At 62.7% G+C, this 16455-nt stretch carries 16 protein-coding genes and 1 tRNA gene; 10 read left to right on the top strand and 7 right to left on the bottom strand.

Annotation, left to right across the window (positions count from 1 at the left end; all coding sequences use genetic code 11):
- Positions 1-3 precede the first annotated feature (3 nt).
- The 6 genes from hisH to RRX38_RS17365 form a co-directional block, all read right to left on the bottom strand.
- Complete coding sequence (gene hisH, locus RRX38_RS17390) at positions 4-642, bottom strand: imidazole glycerol phosphate synthase subunit HisH (protein WP_315960059.1); 639 nt, start codon at positions 640-642, stop codon at positions 4-6.
- The gene (gene hisB, locus RRX38_RS17385) at positions 642-1235 is read right to left on the bottom strand and encodes an imidazoleglycerol-phosphate dehydratase HisB (protein WP_295472100.1); all 594 of its coding nucleotides are present in this window, start codon (positions 1233-1235) and stop codon (positions 642-644) included. Before hisB ends, hisH begins: the two co-directional genes overlap by 1 nt.
- Positions 1236-1355: 120 nt before the next feature.
- Positions 1356-1745, bottom strand: a complete 390-nt coding sequence (locus RRX38_RS17380; protein ID WP_295472101.1) for a VOC family protein — start codon at positions 1743-1745, stop codon at positions 1356-1358.
- Between the two features lie 117 nt (positions 1746-1862).
- Complete coding sequence (locus RRX38_RS17375) at positions 1863-3059, bottom strand: amino acid aminotransferase (RefSeq protein WP_315960057.1); 1197 nt, start codon at positions 3057-3059, stop codon at positions 1863-1865.
- Positions 3060-3086: 27 nt separating this feature from the next.
- Positions 3087-3710 carry a YitT family protein gene (locus tag RRX38_RS17370; protein WP_295472105.1) on the bottom strand — a complete coding sequence of 208 codons (624 nt, stop codon included), beginning with the start codon at positions 3708-3710 and terminating at the stop codon, positions 3087-3089.
- 475 nt (positions 3711-4185) lie between these two features.
- A complete protein-coding gene (locus RRX38_RS17365; RefSeq protein WP_295472107.1) occupies positions 4186-4656 on the bottom strand; it encodes an Lrp/AsnC family transcriptional regulator in 471 nt (156 codons plus the stop codon).
- A gap of 190 nt (positions 4657-4846) precedes the next feature.
- On the opposite strand from RRX38_RS17365, the gene RRX38_RS17360 reads away from it, so the two are divergent.
- Positions 4847-6211, top strand: a complete 1365-nt coding sequence (locus RRX38_RS17360) for an amino acid permease (protein ID WP_315960056.1) — start codon at positions 4847-4849, stop codon at positions 6209-6211.
- 185 nt (positions 6212-6396) lie between these two features.
- A complete protein-coding gene (locus RRX38_RS17355) occupies positions 6397-8022 on the top strand; it encodes a methyl-accepting chemotaxis protein (RefSeq protein WP_315962696.1) in 1626 nt (541 codons plus the stop codon).
- 86 nt (positions 8023-8108) lie between these two features.
- On the opposite strand, the gene RRX38_RS17350 is transcribed toward RRX38_RS17355, so the two are convergent.
- Entirely contained in the window at positions 8109-9770 is a 1662-nt protein-coding gene (locus RRX38_RS17350; protein ID WP_315960055.1) for an OFA family MFS transporter, read from the bottom strand.
- Between the two features lie 462 nt (positions 9771-10232).
- Here RRX38_RS17350 and RRX38_RS17345 point away from each other — a divergent pair, with 462 nt between their 5' ends.
- From RRX38_RS17345 to RRX38_RS17310, 8 genes are all read left to right on the top strand, one after another.
- Positions 10233-12464, top strand: coding sequence for an AsmA family protein (locus RRX38_RS17345; RefSeq protein ID WP_315960054.1), 2232 nt, complete (start codon positions 10233-10235; stop codon positions 12462-12464).
- A gap of 14 nt (positions 12465-12478) precedes the next feature.
- Entirely contained in the window at positions 12479-13546 is a 1068-nt protein-coding gene (gene mutY / locus RRX38_RS17340) for an A/G-specific adenine glycosylase (RefSeq protein WP_315962695.1), read from the top strand.
- Positions 13543-13815 carry an oxidative damage protection protein gene (locus RRX38_RS17335; protein WP_295472115.1) on the top strand — a complete coding sequence of 91 codons (273 nt, stop codon included), beginning with the start codon at positions 13543-13545 and terminating at the stop codon, positions 13813-13815. The genes mutY and RRX38_RS17335 overlap by 4 nt, the downstream gene beginning before the upstream one ends.
- Before the next feature lie 100 nt (positions 13816-13915).
- Positions 13916-13991: transfer RNA gene (locus RRX38_RS17330), tRNA-Phe, on the top strand.
- 453 nt (positions 13992-14444) lie between these two features.
- Positions 14445-14897, top strand: coding sequence for a type IV pilin protein (locus tag RRX38_RS17325; RefSeq protein WP_295472117.1), 453 nt, complete (start codon positions 14445-14447; stop codon positions 14895-14897).
- Positions 14894-15367 (top strand): type II secretion system protein, encoded by a 474-nt coding sequence (locus RRX38_RS17320; RefSeq protein ID WP_315960053.1) that lies wholly within the window; start codon positions 14894-14896, stop codon positions 15365-15367. Before RRX38_RS17325 ends, RRX38_RS17320 begins: the two co-directional genes overlap by 4 nt.
- Complete coding sequence (locus RRX38_RS17315) at positions 15342-15770, top strand: hypothetical protein (protein WP_295472121.1); 429 nt, start codon at positions 15342-15344, stop codon at positions 15768-15770. Before RRX38_RS17320 ends, RRX38_RS17315 begins: the two co-directional genes overlap by 26 nt.
- Positions 15767-16447, top strand: coding sequence for a PilW family protein (locus RRX38_RS17310; RefSeq protein WP_295472122.1), 681 nt, complete (start codon positions 15767-15769; stop codon positions 16445-16447). Before RRX38_RS17315 ends, RRX38_RS17310 begins: the two co-directional genes overlap by 4 nt.
- The last annotated feature ends 8 nt before the right edge of the window (positions 16448-16455 follow it).

Raw genomic sequence — 16455 nt, 5'->3', positions numbered from 1 at the left:
CGCTTACCAGCGGCCGTCCCACGCCACGAAGTTCTGCAGCAACTGCAGGCCGTGGGTATGGCTTTTCTCGGGGTGGAACTGCACGGCGAAGCGCGAGCCGTCGGCCAGGGCCGCTGCGAAGTCCACGCCATAGTGGCCACGACCCACGATCTGGCCGGGCTTGCCCGCCTGGATGAAATAGCTGTGCACGAAATAGAAACGCGCCTGGTCGGGAATGTCATGCCACAGCGGGTGGTCGACGGCCTGGCTGACCTGGTTCCAGCCCATGTGCGGCACCTTCAGGTGCTCGCCGTCCTCGACCAGGTCCTTGCCGAAGAACTTCACCTGGCCAGGGAACAGGCCGATGCAGTCGACGCCGTCGTTTTCCTCGCTGCGCTCCAGCAGTGCCTGCATGCCCACGCAGATGCCCAGGAAGGGACGGTCCTTGCTGACCTCCCGGACCAGGCTGTCGAAGCCCAGGCGGCGGATCTCGGCCATGCAGTCGCGGATCGCCCCCACGCCGGGAAACACGATGCGGTCGGCCTCGCGGATCACCTGCGCGTCACTGCTGATCAGCACCTTGCCGGCACCGACATGCTCAAGGGCCTTGGCAACCGAGTGCAGGTTGCCCATGCCGTAATCGATGACTGCGACGGTCTGCATCAGAGCACACCCTTGGTCGACGGCATCTGCCCGGCCATACGCTCGTCCAGCTCGACGGCCATGCGCAGTGCGCGACCGAAGGCCTTGAACACGGTTTCGATCTGGTGGTGGGTGTTGACGCCACGCAGGTTGTCGATGTGCAGGGTCACCAGCGCGTGGTTGACGAAGCCCTGGAAGAACTCCTGGAACAGGTCCACATCGAAACGCCCCACCACCGCACGGGTGTAGGGGACGTGCATCTGCAAGCCAGGACGGCCCGAGAAGTCGATGACCACCCGCGACAGGGCTTCGTCCAGCGGCACATAGGAATGCCCGTAGCGACGAATGCCCTTCTTGTCACCCACGGCCTTGGCAAAGGCCTGGCCCAGGGTGATGCCGACGTCTTCCACGGTATGGTGGTCGTCGATTTCCAGGTCGCCCTTGCATTCGATATCCAGGTCGATCAGCCCGTGCCGGGCGATCTGGTCGAGCATGTGCTCAAGGAAGGGAACCCCGATATCGAATCGGGCCTTTCCGGTGCCATCCAGGTTGATCGAGACCTTGATCTGGGTTTCCAGCGTGTTGCGCTCGACGGATGCCTTACGTTCGGCCATCACCAGCTCCGCAAAAATCAGTGGCGAAAAAGGCAGACAGTATAGGCGCAGATGCGCCCGGCATGAAGCCGAGAGACGACGAGAAGGCAAGATGGTAGCCGGGCAAGGGCCCGAAAGCGGTCATCCGATGGGTGAACAGAGCTCTACCAGGGTGCCATCCGGGCAACGCACGTAGGACACGGTCTGCCCCCAGGGCTTGGTCAGCGGCGCCGCCAGTTCGGTAGCGCCAGCCTGCAACGCACGGGCATGGGCGGCCGGAACGTCGTCGGTGACCAGGCCGATCTCCACGCCCAGCGGCTTCTCGGAGGCATGCGCGGCGACATGGCCGGTGTCGAAGTTAAGTGCCGCCAGCTCGTTGGCCGCGAACGCCAGTGCGGTCGCGCCGGTTTCCAACTCACCGTAGGTACCGGACTCGTGCAGAAAGCGGGTGGACAGGCCGAAGGCCTGGGAGAAGAACGCCAGCGAGGCGCTGACGTCCGGGACGTAGATGATGGTGTAGCCGAATTTCATGCGTGCACTTCCTTGTCTGGGTAATCCCTGGGTTCCCGGCTGAAGCCTGTCCTGTCTGGCGGGAGGCTTCAGCCGCGATACAGCCAACCGCGGCTGAGACCAAGGGGAGGTTAAGGGTCAGGCGAACAGGCTGGCGATGGCGTCGGCGACCTTGTCGACGTTGCTCTCGTTCAGGCCCGCCAGGCACATGCGCCCGCTGCGCACCAGGTAAACGCCGTACTTGTCGCGCAGCTCATCGACCTGTTCGCCGGTCAGGCCGGTGTAGCTGAACATGCCGTTCTGTTCGAGGATGAAGCTGAAGTCACGCTGCGGCACCTTGTTGGCCAGCACGCTCACCAGACGCTGGCGCATCTCGATGATGCGCAGGCGCATGGCCTCTACCTCGGCCAGCCAGTCCTGGCGCAGCGCCGGGCTATTGAGCACCCGCGCGACGATCTGCGCGCCGTGTACGGGCGGGCTGGAGTAGTTGCGGCGCACGGTGGCCTTCAGTTGCCCCAGCACGCGATCGGCCAGTTCGGCGTTCTCGCAGACGATGGACAGGCCACCCACGCGCTCGCCGTACAGCGAGAAGATCTTCGAGAAGGAGTTGCTGACCACCGTGGCGGCGCCGGACTGCGCCATGGCACGGATCGCGTAGGCGTCCTGTTCCATGCCCTTGCCGAAGCCCTGGTAGGCGATGTCGAGAAACGCGATCAGTTCATTGCCCTTGACCACCTCGACCACCTGATCCCACTGCGCGGGCGTCAGGTCGGCACCGGTAGGGTTGTGGCAGCACGGGTGCAGCAGCACGATGCTGTGCGCCGGCAGGCCGCGCAGGGTGGCGAGCATGGCGTCGAAGTCGACGCCGCCGGTGCGCTTGTCGAAATACGGGTAGCTGTTGACCTTGAAACCGGCACCGGCGAACAGCGCGATGTGGTTTTCCCAGGTCGGGTCGCTGACCCACACCTGGGAGTTCGGGTAGGCGTACTTGAGGAAGTCCGCGCCGACCTTCAAGGCGCCGGAGCCGCCGACGGTCTGGATGGTCGCCACGCGGCCGGCGGCGAGCAGTGCGTGACCTTCGCCAAACAGCAGGTTCTGCACGGCCTTGCGATACGGCGCCAGGCCCTCCATGGGCAGGTACACGCAGGCACTCTGCTCGCCCGCATCGATTTCGTGCTGGGCACGCACGGCGGTGTCCAGACGCGGAATATGCCCCACGGCGTCGTAATACAGGCCGATGCTGAGGTTGACCTTGTCGGTGCGAGGGTCCTTGCCGAAGGTCTCCATCAGCGAAAGGATCGGGTCACCGGCGTACGACTCCACGTGGGCAAACATGCGGACAAACTCCTGAAGATGAGTGGATCAGGCCGAGTAACGGTCGGCTCTGTGGTTCTGCGCAATGATGAAGTTCAGCAATACGGCGCCAAGCACCGAAACGCCCAGTACAGGCAGGCTGATGAAGGTCAGCGAAGCCAGCAGCACGCTGATGTCGACGCCCATCTGCAGCCAGCCGGCCTTGATGCCGTACCTGTCCTGAATGTACAGGGCCAGGATGTTAACACCACCCAGGCTGGCCTTGTGGCGGAACAGCATGAGGAATCCGACGCCCAGCAGGGCATTGCCCACCAGCGCGGCGTACAGCGGTTGCAACTGGTCGATATGGATGAACAGCGCATGACGGTCGGAGAAAAACGCCACCAGGCCGACCGCACAGAAGGTCTTGAAGGTGAACACCCGGCCCATGCGCCGCAGCGCCAGGTAATAGAACGGCAGGTTGAGCATGAAGAACGCCGCACCGAACGGCACGGCGAAGGTGTAGTGCAGGTACAGCGCGATACCGGCGGTGCCGCCGGTCATCACCCCGGCCTGGCGCAGCAGCATGACTGCGAAGGAAATCATCGCCGTGGCGATGACCACGGCGAATACATCCTCTTGCACGGAATGGCGGGTATCGGAGGGCTTGGAAGCGCTAAGGGTCGCGGTCATGGGGTGCAGCTCGGAAGGGATCTTGGGTCAGGAGATGCGGTGCGGCGGATCACCGCTCACACATTGAGCACCGATATTACCCAAGACAAAAAAATTGCGCGACACAATAAGATAAAACGCACAAAACTAACGTAATTGATGATTTTTTCGCACCATGTACGCACATCCCCCCACCCCACGCATCAAAACAGTGCAGCCCCCATCAGCCTGGTAGGACCGGCTTTAGCCGCGAAAGCGCCAGGAAAATCACTGTATTTGTTGTGAACATGCGGTCGCTTCGCGGCTGAAGCCGCTCCTACCCGGCCTAACTGATCATTACTGCGGCTAAAGCCAATACTGGTCAGTTAGACCGTGGGAGCGAGCTTGCTCGCGAAGGCGGCGTCACGTTCACAGCAGATTCATGGAGTTTGCTGACCTGTTCGCGAGCAAGCTCGCTCCACAAAGCCGCACAGCGCTTAATCGAACAGTATTGGCGCTAGGGGCGCTTGGTGACTTCGCTGTTTTCCTTCAGGCGTTCGAGCACCACGGCGGTCTTGATGTGCGCCACGCAGTCGTCGGCGGTGATCAGTTCCATCAGCTGGTTGAGACTGTCGAGGTTATCCACTGCGACTTTCAGGGTGTAATCGGCATCCCCGGTGGTCTTGTAGGCATCGATGATCGCCTCCAGGCCCGTCACCAGGGCATGGAACTGTTCACGGTGGCCGGTGCGATGGCTGGTCAGGCGCACCTCGATCATCGCCAGAACCTCGCGCCCCATGGCCTGCGGGGCGATACGTGCGTGGTAGCCGAGAATCAGGCCGCTCTGTTCCAGGCTGATGCGGCGGCGCGAGCACTGCGAGGCGGACAACCCGACCAGATCGCTCAACTCCTGATTGGTCAATCGGCCATTGGCTTGCAGGAGCCTGAGAATCTTCAGATCAAAGTCGTCGATTTCATTCATTTTCATTGTGGTAATCGCTCGCGCTCGAAAATCTGTCCAGGCTGCGCAGCCTATCAGCTTAAATGGCCTATCCGCGAACCGGCTCAGCGTGCAGAATCACGCCCCTGCAAAATGGCACCTGCCTTGCACCCGCAGCACTACAAGAGGTCGGCCATGCGTTCGAGTCGGCCCGTCATTCACACTCATGGGGATTCCAATGACCCAAGCAAGTTCGCCTGAGCCGCTGCAGCGCGGCCTGAAGAACAGGCACATCCAGCTGATCGCCCTCGGCGGCGCCATCGGTACCGGGCTGTTTCTGGGCGTCGCCCACACCGTCGGCATGGCCGGCCCCTCGGTCATCCTGGGCTACGCCATCGCCGGCCTGATCGCCTTCTTCATCATGCGCCAGCTGGGCGAGATGGCTGTCGAAGAACCGGTGGCCGGCACCTTCAGCCACTTCGCCAACCGCTACTGGGGGCCGCTGGCCGGCTTCATGTCCGGCTGGAACTACTGGGTGCTGTATGTGCTGGTGGGCATGGCCGAACTGACTGCCGTCGGCGTGTACGTGCAGTACTGGTGGCCCGAGGTGCCGACCTGGGTGTCGGCGGCGGTGTTCTTCGTGATCATCAACCTGCTCAACCTCAGCAATGTGAAGATCTACGGCGAAACCGAATTCTGGTTCTCGCTGATCAAGGTCGTGGCGATCCTCAGCATGATCGTGTTCGGCGCGGTGCTGCTGGTCAGCGGCAACGGCGGCCCGCAGGCCACGGTAGCCAACCTGTGGCAGAACGGCGGTTTCTTCCCCAAAGGCGTCAGCGGGCTGATGATGGCCATGGCGTTCATCATGTTCTCCTTCGGCGGCCTGGAACTGATCGGCATCACCGCCGCCGAGGCCCAGGACCCCAAGCGCAGCATCCCCAAGGCCACCAACCAGGTGATCTACCGCATCCTGATCTTCTACGTGGGCGCCCTGGCCGTGCTGCTGAGCCTCTACCCGTGGGACAAGGTGGTGACCAGCGGCAGCCCCTTCGTGCTGATCTTCCATGACCTGGACAGCGACCTGGTCGCCACCCTGCTCAACATCGTGGTCCTCACGGCGGCGCTGTCGGTGTACAACAGCTGCGTATACAGCAACAGCCGGATGATGTTCGGCCTGGCCGCCCAGGGCAATGCGCCCAAGGCCATGCTCAAGGTCAACGCGCGTGGCGTGCCGGTGCTGTCGCTGCTGGTCTCGGCCATCGCCACCGGCCTGTGCGTGCTGGTCAACTACGTGATGCCCGCCGAAGCCCTGACGCTGCTGATGGCCCTGGTGGTCGCCTCGCTGGTGATCAACTGGGTGCTGATCACCATCACCCACCTGCAGTTCCGTCGCGCCAAGCGCCTGGCCGGACAGGTGACGAGCTTCCAGAGCTGGGGTTACCCGCTGACCAACTACCTGTGCCTGGCCTTCCTGCTCGGTATCCTGGTGGTGATGTACCGCACGCCGGGCATCAGCCTGTCGGTGATCATGATCCCGTTCTGGCTTGGCCTGCTGGCCCTGGCCTACCGGGTCAAACGACGCAAGGCGCAAAAGGTCCGCTGAAGGGGCCGCTGCCTCTCCAGTACGGTGGCGACGCGGCTGCGCGCCACCGTGCAGCCTGACCGGCATCAATGCGAATCAATTTCCTGCCAGGCAAAGACGCAGAAGGCGACACACGGTCTTCAGCTCTCTCTGCCACACGCCGATAGCCAAGTCATCATCTCTTACCTGACGACAGGACCATCATGGTGACTCTGAGACGGCTCAATATTGCCCCAAGGGCAGCACTCATCTTTTCATTCATCATCGTGGTCGTGGCGCTCATGGGCGCCGTAGCGGTCATGCAGATGAGCAAGCTCCGAGAGTCGGAGCAGGATGTCGAGAACAACTGGATGGCCAGCGTGCGCCAGACCGGCATGATTGCCAACGGCACCTTGCGCCTGCGCCTGGAATCCCTGCGCGGCACCACCGCGACAGACCCGCAACTGCGCCAGCAGACCGTGGACTCATTCGCCGGCTACCGCCAGGTGTTCAATAAATCCGTCAAGGATTACGAGCTCTTGATCGCCAGCGACGAAGAGCGCCGCCTGTACCAGGAAGTGGCGGCCAGCGCCCAGGCCTACGATCGCCTGCTCGAGCAGTTCGAACCCCTGCTGCGCAGTGGCGATAACACGGCGGCGCAAAACCTCATCAACACCAGCATCCGCCCGGTCACCAACAAACTGCAAGACCAGGTCACCAAGCTGCAGAGCTTCAACGACCAGGGCGCCAAGGCTGCCGGCGAGCACGCCGGACAGCTCTATCACAACGGCCTGACCATGGTGATCACGCTGATCGCCGTCGCCCTGATCGGCACGGTGGTTCTGGCCTGGCTGCTGGTCGGCAGCATCACGGCACCGATGAGCGACGCATTGCAGATCGCCCAGCGCATTGCCGGGCGCGACCTGTCGGAGAAGATTGAGGTACAAGGCCAGGACGAAGCCGCGCGCATGCTGGCTGCCTTGGTGCAGATGCAGGACAACCTGCGGGAAACCCTGGGGCACATCGCCGACAGCTCCACCCAGCTGGCTTCGGCCTCCGAAGAAATGACCGCGGTCACCGACGAATCCAGCCGCACCCTGGTGCGCCAGAACGATGAGGTCAATCAGGCGGCCACCGCCGTGACGGAAATGAGTGCCGCGGTGGACGAGGTGGCACGCAACGCTTCCGAAGCCGCCGACGCCTCGCGCCGCACCCAAGGCCTGGCCGGCACTGGCATGCAGAACGTGACCCGCACCCTGTCGGCGATCCGTGACCTGACTGGCAATGTGCAGTCCACCACCGAACAGGTGCAGAACCTCTCGGCCCGCGCCCAGGACATCAGCAAGGTGGTCGAGGTCATCCGCTCGATTGCCGAGCAGACCAACCTGCTGGCCCTCAACGCCGCCATCGAAGCCGCTCGTGCAGGTGAGCAGGGTCGCGGCTTTGCCGTGGTCGCCGACGAAGTTCGTGCCCTGGCGCACCGCACCCAGCAGTCGACCCAGGAAATCGAGCAGATGATCGGCGGCATCCAGACCGATTCGGTACAGGCCGTCCAGGCCATGGAGCACAGCCAGCGCATGGCCAGCAGCTCTACCGAGGTCGCCCAGCAGGCCAACGAATCCCTGGAGCAGATCGCCGAAGCGATTGCGGTGATCAACGAGCGCAACGTGCTGATCGCCACCGCCGCCGAAGAACAAGCCCAGGTGGCGCGGGAAATCGACCAGAACATCATCAGCATCCGCGATCTCTCGACCCAGACGGCGGCAGGCGCCAACCAGACCGCCACGGCCTGCTCCGAAGTGTCCCGGATGGCAGTTGGCCTGAATCAGGTGGTGAGTCGTTTCGTGCTCTGAAGCACCACCGCAACTGAATGGCCGCAATGAAAAAAGCCCCTCGCAACCCGGTTGCGAGGGGCTTTTTTTACAGGCTCAGCAGCAGATTACTGGAACAGCACCGCAGTCTTCTGCAGGGTGATCCACACACCCCAGGCCAGCGGGATACCCACGGCCAGCCAGGCGGCGATCACCAACGGCGTGGTGCCAGCGGCAGCCTTCCACTCCAGCACGGTGGCGCCTTCGGCGCTCTTGTCGTGGCCGATGGCGCGCTCGGCAGCCAGTTCCGCGTCGGTCATGAAGTACTTGTCGGCCACAGGGCGGATCATCATGTTGCAGATGAAGCCCAGCACCAGCAGACCGGCAAGGATGTACAGGGTGATGTCGTAGGCATCGGCACGCGCCACGCCGTGGCTGAGCTGATACTCACGCAGGTAGTTCACCAGTACCGGACCGAGCACACCGGCGGCGGCCCAGGCGGTCAGCAGGCGACCGTGGATGGCACCGACCATCTGGGTACCGAACAGGTCGGCCAGGTAGGCTGGCACAGTGGCGAAACCACCGCCATACATCGACAGCACCACACAGAAGGCCGCTACGAACAGCGCGACACTGCCCAGGTGGCCCAGGGTCGGAACCGAGGCGTAGAGCACGAAGCCCAAGGCGAAGAAGATGAAGTAGGTCGCCTTGCGGCCCAGGTAGTCCGAGCACGAGGCCCAGAAGAAGCGACCACCGATGTTGAACAGGCTGAGCAGGCCGGTGAAACCTGCCGCAATGGCGGCGATAGCCTTGAGCTGGTCAGGGTTCAGTTCACTGAAGGTCAGCCCGTTGCCCAGCAGCTTGCCGGCGAAGACTTCCTGCAGCAGCGGCGAGGCCATGCCGAGGATACCGATACCGGCGGAGACGTTCAGGCACAGCACCAGCCAGACCAGACGGAACTGCGGCGTCTTCCAGGCCACACTGACGTGCACGTGGCGGTCGGTGATCATCGAGTTGCTGGCCTTCTTGGCCGGCGCGGTCCAGCCTTCAGGCTTCCAGCCGGTCGGCGGAACGCGGTAACCCAGCGCACCACCCATCATGAAGACGAAGTAGATGACGGCCATGGCCGCGAAGCTCTGCCAGACACCGACGCTGTCTGGGGTTGCGAAATGGTTCATCAGTGCGGTGGCCAGTGGCGCACCCACCATGGCACCACCACCGAAGCCCATGATCGCCATGCCGGTAGCCATGCCGCGCTTGTCCGGGAACCACTTGATCAGGGTCGAGACCGGGGAGATGTAGCCCAGGCCCAGGCCGATACCACCGATGACCCCCGAGCCCAGCCACATCAGCCAGATCTGGTGGGTATAGATACCCAGCGCGGAAATCAGCAGGCCGCCGCACCAGCACAGTGCCGAAACTACACCCGCCTTGCGAGGACCGGCGTGTTCCAGCCAGCCACCCCAGATGGCCGCCGAGCAGCCTAGGAAGATGAAGAACAGGGTGTAGATCCAGCCCAGCATGGAAATCTGCCAGTCACAGGTCGAAGCGAAGACCTGGGCGAAGAAACCCATGTCTGGCGAACAGGCGACAGGCGCGGAAATACCGATGGCTTTGGACAATGGCAACCAGAACACCGAGAAGCCGTAGGCCATGCCGATGCAAAGATGGATGGCCAGGGCCGCTGGTGGAACCAGCCAACGGTTGAAACCGGGCTTGGCGATAATGCGTTCTTTGGACAAGAACGCAGGCTGAGCAGAACTACCACCCAACGCTGTGCTTGTACTCATTAGTATCAACCCCAATGTATGTAAGGCTCGCAGGACTTGACGCCGATCCGGCTTGAGGTTCGCGCAACAGCGCGCCCGCCGCGTTTATAGTCGGAGGATTACGAAGATGCGGCAAAAAGCCACATCTGATCAGCGATGCGCAAGATTAGCACTTACAAGAGGCAGGTAAGCATTTTGTTACAGGTATTTCGGCAAAAAAATCAATCAGATTTTTCTATGGCTCCATAGATATAACCGATGACTGAAATATCTTGTAATGCCTGGGGAAACTTCGAGCTTAGTTGCCCCTCCAAGTTTCTGCATGAATTCAGGCAAATTAATTGTCTGCCTGCCGGATAGACGGTCGCCCGCCCAGCCAACCGACGGAGCGAAGCCGGCTGGGTAACCGGGCCCGCCCAGAGACCTGGAGACATCGGTATACTCACGGGCTAATTTCGACTGATCGACTACAAGGAACCGCCCATGAAAGCGTTCGGCAAACTCCTGGGACTGCTTGTTCTCGGGTTGCTGCTGATCATCGTGGCTCTCGGCTTCGCCTTGACCCATCTGTTTGATCCCAACGACTACAAAGACGAAATCCGCCAACTGGCCCGGGACAAGGCCAACATCGAACTGACCCTCGATGGCGATATCGGCTGGAGCCTGTTCCCCTGGCTGGGCCTTGAGCTGCACGATGCCCGGGTCGCCACCCTGGCCGCCCCCGACCAGCCGTTCGCCGACCTGCAGATGCTTGGCCTTTCCGTACGAGTCCTGCCACTGCTGCGCCGTGAAGTGCAGATGAGCGACATCCGTGTCGAAGGCCTGAACCTGATCCTCAACCGTGACAAGAACGGCCACGGCAACTGGGAAGACATCGGTAAACCGCTCAGTGCCAGCACCCAGCCGGCCAACGCCCCTACCGAGGGAGCCCCCGCCACGCCGCCGCCCGCGGAAAAGCCCTCGCGCCCCGTCAAGCTGGACATCGACAGCCTGACCGTGAACAACGCCCGCGTGCAGTACACCGACGAAGCCAAGAACCAGAGTTTCAGCGCCGAAAGCATCCAGCTGAGCACCGGTCCGGTCCGCGAAGGCTCGGATATCAGCGTGAAACTGACCGCCTTCCTCAGCGCCAGCCAGCCGGCATTGAAGGCCCGCACCGAACTGGCCGGCAACCTGCGCCTGGACCGCGCGCTGCAGCGCTATCAGTTCGAAGACATGCGCCTGTCCGGCGAAGTGGCGGGCGAGCCCCTGCAAGGCAAGACCGTGACCTTCGTCGCCCAGGGCCAGCTGCTGGCCGACCTGGCCGCCAACATCGCCGAATGGAACAGCCTGAAGGTCACCGCCAACCAGCTGCGCGCATTGGGCGAACTGCGCGTTCGCGACCTGGACAAGACACCGCGCCTAAGCGGTGGCCTGTCGGTGGCGCCATTCGATCTGCGCGCCTTCATGGACGGCATCGGCCAACCGCTGCCGCCGATGGCAAACGGCAGCCTGAGCAAGGTCGAACTGCTCACCCGCCTCAACGGCACACCGACCAGCCTGGCGCTGGACGAACTCAACCTGAAGGTCGACGACAGCAACTTCAGCGGACGCATCGCCGTAGACGACTTCCAGCGCCAGGCGCTGCGCGTGCAATTGAAAGCCGACAGCTTCGACGCCGACCGCTACCTGCCGGCCGAGAGCGAGGCCGACAAGGGCGCCAAGGCCGCGCGCAAATCCGAAGTGCAGAACAGCGAGGCCAGTTCGGTGGCCGGCGCCGGCACCACGCCACTGCCTGAGCAACCCACCAAGGTGGCCTGGAGTACCGAGAAGCTGCTGCCCCTGGAGCGCCTGCGCAAGCTGGATGTCGAGGCTGAGCTGGGTTTCGGCAAGCTGATCGTCGACAAGCTGCCGATCGACAATGCCGTGCTCAAGACCCAGGCCGCCGGTGGCGTGATCCGCGTCGACAGCCTGCGCGGCAACCTCTACAACGGCAATTTCGAGGTCAAGGGCAACCTCGACGCCCGGCCTGACATCCCCACCGCCAGTGTGCAGACCCGAGTGGCCAAGGTGCCGGTCGAGCGCGTGCTGGAAAGCCAGGGCCAGACACCGCCAGTGCGCGGCCTGCTGACCCTGAACAGCGACCTGGCCGGCAAGGGCAATAGCGAGAAAGCCCTGATCGACAGCCTCGGCGGGACTGCCAGTTTCACCCTCGACGACGGCGTGCTGGTCAACGCCAACCTGGAACAGCAACTGTGCCAGGGCATCGCCTTTCTCAATCGCAAGGCTCTGAGCGGCGAGCCGCGCGGCAAGGACACGCCATTCCGGCAGTTGAGCGGCAGCCTCAACGTGCGCAATGGCGTGGCCAGCAACCCCGACCTCAAGGCGCGGATTCCCGGCCTGACCCTCAATGGCCATGGCGACGTGGACCTGCGGGTGCTGGGCATGGACTACCGCGTGGGGATCATCATCGAAGGCGACAAGAGCGAGATGCCCGACCCGGCCTGCCAGGTCAACGAACGCTACGTCGGTGTCGAGTGGCCCGTGCATTGCCGTGGCCCGCTGGAGCTGGGTGCCAAGGCCTGCCGTGTCGACAAGGAAGGCCTCGGCCAGGTGGCCGCGCAGGTGGCGGGCAACGAGGTGCGCAACAAGCTCGATGACAAGATCGAGGAAAAACTGGGCGACAAGGTCAGCCCCGAACTCAAAGACGCTCTGAAGGGGCTGTTCAAACGATGAATGCTGTACACGCCCTGCCGCCCGAGCAGTTCTCCCAGGCGGTGCTGGACTGGTTCGACGTCCATGGCCGCCACGACCTGCCCTGGCAGCAGGACATCAACCCGTACCGGGTCTGGGTGTCGGAAATCATGCTGCAGCAAACGCAGGTGAGCACGGTGCTCAATTACTTCGACCGCTTCATGAGCGCCCTGCCCACGGTCAAGGACCTTGCCGAAGCCCCGGAAGACGAAGTGCTGCACCTGTGGACCGGGCTGGGCTATTACACCCGCGCCCGCAACCTGCAGAAAACCGCGAAGATCGTCATGGCCGAGCACGCGGGCGAATTCCCCCGCGACGTGGAGAAGCTCACCGAACTGCCGGGCATTGGCCGCTCCACCGCAGGCGCTATCGCCAGTATCAGCATGGGCATCCGCGCACCGATCCTCGACGGCAACGTCAAGCGCGTGCTGGCCCGCTACGTGGCGCAGGAGGGCTACCCCGGCGAGCCGGCGGTGGCGCGCCAGCTGTGGGCGGTGGCCGAACGCTACACGCCGCACGCCCGCGCCAATCACTACACCCAGGCAATGATGGACCTCGGCGCGACCCTGTGCACGCGCAGCAAGCCCAGCTGCCTGCTGTGCCCACTGGAGCGCAGCTGCGAGGCGCACCTGCTGGGCCTTGAAACCCGCTACCCGGTGCCCAAGCCGCGCAAGGCAATTCCACAGAAACGCACCCTGATGCCGCTGCTGGCCAACGATCGCGGCGAGATCCTGCTCTATCGCCGCCCCTCCACCGGGCTGTGGGGCGGCCTGTGGAGCCTGCCGGAACTCGACGGCCTGGATGACCTGCCGCACCTGGCCAGCCAGCACGCGCTGCAAATGGGCCGCTCGCAGACATTGCCGGGCGTGCTGCACACCTTCAGCCACTTTCAGCTGAGCATCGAGCCCTGGCTGGTCCGCGTACAGGACGCCGGCCCCTGCGTGGCCGAGGCCGACTGGCTCTGGTATAACCTCGCCACCCCGCCACGCCTGGGCCTTGCCGCCCCGGTGAAGAAGCTGCTCAAGCACGCAGCCGACGTATTGAATGCAGGAGAGTCGTCATGACCCGCACCGTAATGTGCCGCAAGTACAAAGAAGAGCTGCCTGGCCTGGAGCGCCCACCCTACCCTGGCGCCAAGGGCGAGGACATCTACAACCACGTCTCGCAGAAGGCCTGGGCCGACTGGCAGAAGCACCAGACGCTGCTGATCAACGAGCGTCGCCTGAACATGATGAACGCCGAGGACCGCAAATTCCTCCAGGCCGAGATGGACAAGTATTTTTCCGGCGAGGAATACGCCAAGGCCGAAGGCTACGTTCCGCCGGAAAAATAGATCATTTTTTGCACAGGAAGCGTAAGCATCGAAAAATATTCAGATTTTTTTTAATTCCTGCTTGACGCTTTCCTGAAAAACCCTTTTAATGCGCCCCGTTGCCCAGATAGCTCAGTCGGTAGAGCAGGGGATTGAAAATCCCCGTGTCGGCGGTTCGATTCCGTCTCTGGGCACCACATTGAGGTCAGGCAGTGCACGCACTGCCTGATAGATAAAAAAGCCCGCCTTGTGCGGGTTTTTTTATTACCTGAGAAAACACCCCCCGCATTGCCAGCGCCCTCATCGCCCCCGGACTACAAATCCGTTATCAATGTACCTTCGCGCCACTCGGCAGGGCTCGCTAACTTATGGCGGGGATTGATTATGTCCAATTATTCAAACTGAACACCCTGAAGAGTTGGATCCATAACTTCCAGAGCTTTTCTGCTTTTATATTCTCCCTGCTCTCGACAGCACTGAAAGACCGCGCCACCCAATGCCGCCGGGCTCGTCCGTCAAATACCCGACAGACGAGACGCCACTTTTCACACATACAGCGCAAACACCGAAAAGTTCAGTCTGGCTATATTCCGAAGCGATGAATGGTGGTGTACCATCGCGCTAATATTATTTTGATATGGTCTGTCGTCATGCGTGCCCTGCGCGTCAAACTTCAGGGCTTTACGCTCATCGAACTGCTCATCGCCATCGCGGTGGTCGGTATCCTCGCTGCCATTGCCATTCCTTCCTACGAAAGCTACATGACGCGCAGCAAGCTCAAGGGCGCGCAAGCGGACCTCGCAGCCCTGGGCCTGGTCATGGAAAACTTCTACCAGAAGCAACTGCGCTACCCGACCACCACCACCAGCAACACCGCCGACACCCGCTGCGTGGCCGCCAGTGGCAGCACGACCTGCACCGCGTCGGGCTGGCAACCCAGCCAGGACGGCTTCACCTACAAGATCGTCACCGCGACCACCAGCACCTACAAGCTGGAAGCCCTGGGCACCAGCGGCAAGGTCAACGGCTGCAGTATCACCCTGACCCAGGACAACGTGCGCGCCATCGCCAGTTGCAGCAGCTACAACGGTAGCTGGCAGTGATCGATCGGCAGCAGGGCTTCACCCTGATCGAGCTGATGATTGCCATCGCCATCTTCGGTCTGCTGATGACCTTCGGTGCTCAGCTGACCAAATCATGGACCGACAGCGCACAGCAGAACGAGGCGGCCAACCTGCTCAAGCAAGGCATCAGCCGCGCCAAGGCCACCGCCCTGCGCAACCCAGGCGGTGCCCTAAGCACCTCGCCAGCGGCAGTACTGTGCCGCTCGGGGCAGAGCCTCAAGCTGTTCAGCCTCGCCGACCAGGCCAGCCTCGATTGCAACTCGAACACCAGCGTGCTCTGGCAGGCCAGCCTGCCCGCCTCGGCGAACCTGCAGGTCGGCGGCACAAACCTCACCTGTATCGCCTTCAACAGCCGCGGCCTGCCGGTCAACGGCAGCAGCACCTGTGCGACCAGCACCATCAACGTGACCGCAGGCAGCGAAAGTGCGATTCCCGTCGAGATCATCTAAGACCGGGGCGCGGCGTCAGCGCGGCGATATCCTGCTCGAGTCGTTGATCGGCATCGTGCTGATGTCGATCATCGGCCTGGGCATGACCTACGCGGCCTCCCGCGCTGCCGTCAGCCAGCGCGACATGAAGGTGCAGAACATCGCGGTCAGCCAGATGCGTGCGCTGATCGTCCGCTACGGCAAGGGCCTGTGCTCCACCGACGCAGCCCAGGCCAGGGTCGTCCTGCCGATCCAGGCCGAAGCGATACCGCTGAATGCCACCTGCACCGACACCGCTGGGGTAAGTATCGGCGGCGTCAGCATTGCCACTCCGACCAGCACGCTCGGCACTGTGGTGCTGACCACGCGTAGCACTGACAGCGGCCTGTTCGGCGGCATCATCCGGGTCGGTGACGAAACGTGAGACGCCCTGCGGGCGGCTTCAGCCTGATCAGCCTGATGGTGGGCATGACGCTGTCGCTGCTCAGCGTGCTGGCCATGCTCTCGCTGTACCGGAACATGGTCGGCATCTCGGTGCGCTCCATTCAGGACTCCCGGCAGGACGGGCAGATCGCCGCAGCGCTACTCACCGCACAACAGGAGATGAGCAACGCCGGTTTCTGGATCAGCGGCACGCCCGATGCCAGCTTCAAGCTCCTGGCCAATGCCGCCCTGAGCAATGGCAGCCTGTCCGGCAGCGCACGAACGCTGTCAGGCACCGCCAGCACCGGTAATGCGCTGGTATGGAGCTACAAGACCGCCAACACCGCAACGGCCAGCTGTGCGGGCCTGCTGGTGCAGGACGGCAAGCTCAGCCGCCTGCAGGGGGCCAGCGGCTGCACTTCGACCTCACAATGGAACAGCACCACCTGGAGCGCCAGCCCGCTGATCGAAGCCAACCAGCCGGCCGATTTCTTCACCGTGGTACAGGCTGCCTGTTGGCCCTTCAACAAGGCGACGAGTCCAATCAGCACCCTGCGCATCAAGGTCACCCTGAATGCCGTGACCAGCTCGGTGGACGCCAGCAACAGCGCATCCACGACGACTTACGTGAAGAGCACCAGCGATGTCTGCCTGCCCAACCTCGTGCCAGGCACCTAGCCGGAACA

This window comes from Pseudomonas sp. DTU_2021_1001937_2_SI_NGA_ILE_001 (genome assembly GCF_032463525.1).
Lineage (GTDB): Bacteria > Pseudomonadota > Gammaproteobacteria > Pseudomonadales > Pseudomonadaceae > Aquipseudomonas.
This window is presented reverse-complemented; position numbering and strand designations above follow the sequence as displayed.

Excerpts from the sequence above, each read along its gene's own strand:
- RRX38_RS17350 (WP_315960055.1), bottom strand. The coding sequence starts at position 9,770 with ATGAGTACAAGCACAGCGTTGGGTGGTAGTTCTGCTCAGCCTGCGTTC.
- RRX38_RS17360 (WP_315960056.1), top strand. The coding sequence starts at position 4,847 with ATGACCCAAGCAAGTTCGCCTGAGCCGCTGCAGCGCGGCCTGAAGAAC.
- RRX38_RS17335 (WP_295472115.1), top strand. The coding sequence starts at position 13,543 with ATGACCCGCACCGTAATGTGCCGCAAGTACAAAGAAGAGCTGCCTGGC.
- RRX38_RS17345 (WP_315960054.1), top strand. The coding sequence starts at position 10,233 with ATGAAAGCGTTCGGCAAACTCCTGGGACTGCTTGTTCTCGGGTTGCTG.
- RRX38_RS17370 (WP_295472105.1), bottom strand. The coding sequence starts at position 3,710 with ATGACCGCGACCCTTAGCGCTTCCAAGCCCTCCGATACCCGCCATTCC.
- RRX38_RS17375 (WP_315960057.1), bottom strand. The coding sequence starts at position 3,059 with ATGTTTGCCCACGTGGAGTCGTACGCCGGTGACCCGATCCTTTCGCTG.
- RRX38_RS17380 (WP_295472101.1), bottom strand. The coding sequence starts at position 1,745 with ATGAAATTCGGCTACACCATCATCTACGTCCCGGACGTCAGCGCCTCG.
- hisH (WP_315960059.1), bottom strand. The coding sequence starts at position 642 with ATGCAGACCGTCGCAGTCATCGATTACGGCATGGGCAACCTGCACTCG.
- hisB (WP_295472100.1), bottom strand. The coding sequence starts at position 1,235 with ATGGCCGAACGTAAGGCATCCGTCGAGCGCAACACGCTGGAAACCCAG.
- RRX38_RS17325 (WP_295472117.1), top strand. The coding sequence starts at position 14,445 with ATGCGTGCCCTGCGCGTCAAACTTCAGGGCTTTACGCTCATCGAACTG.
- RRX38_RS17365 (WP_295472107.1), bottom strand. The coding sequence starts at position 4,656 with ATGAAAATGAATGAAATCGACGACTTTGATCTGAAGATTCTCAGGCTC.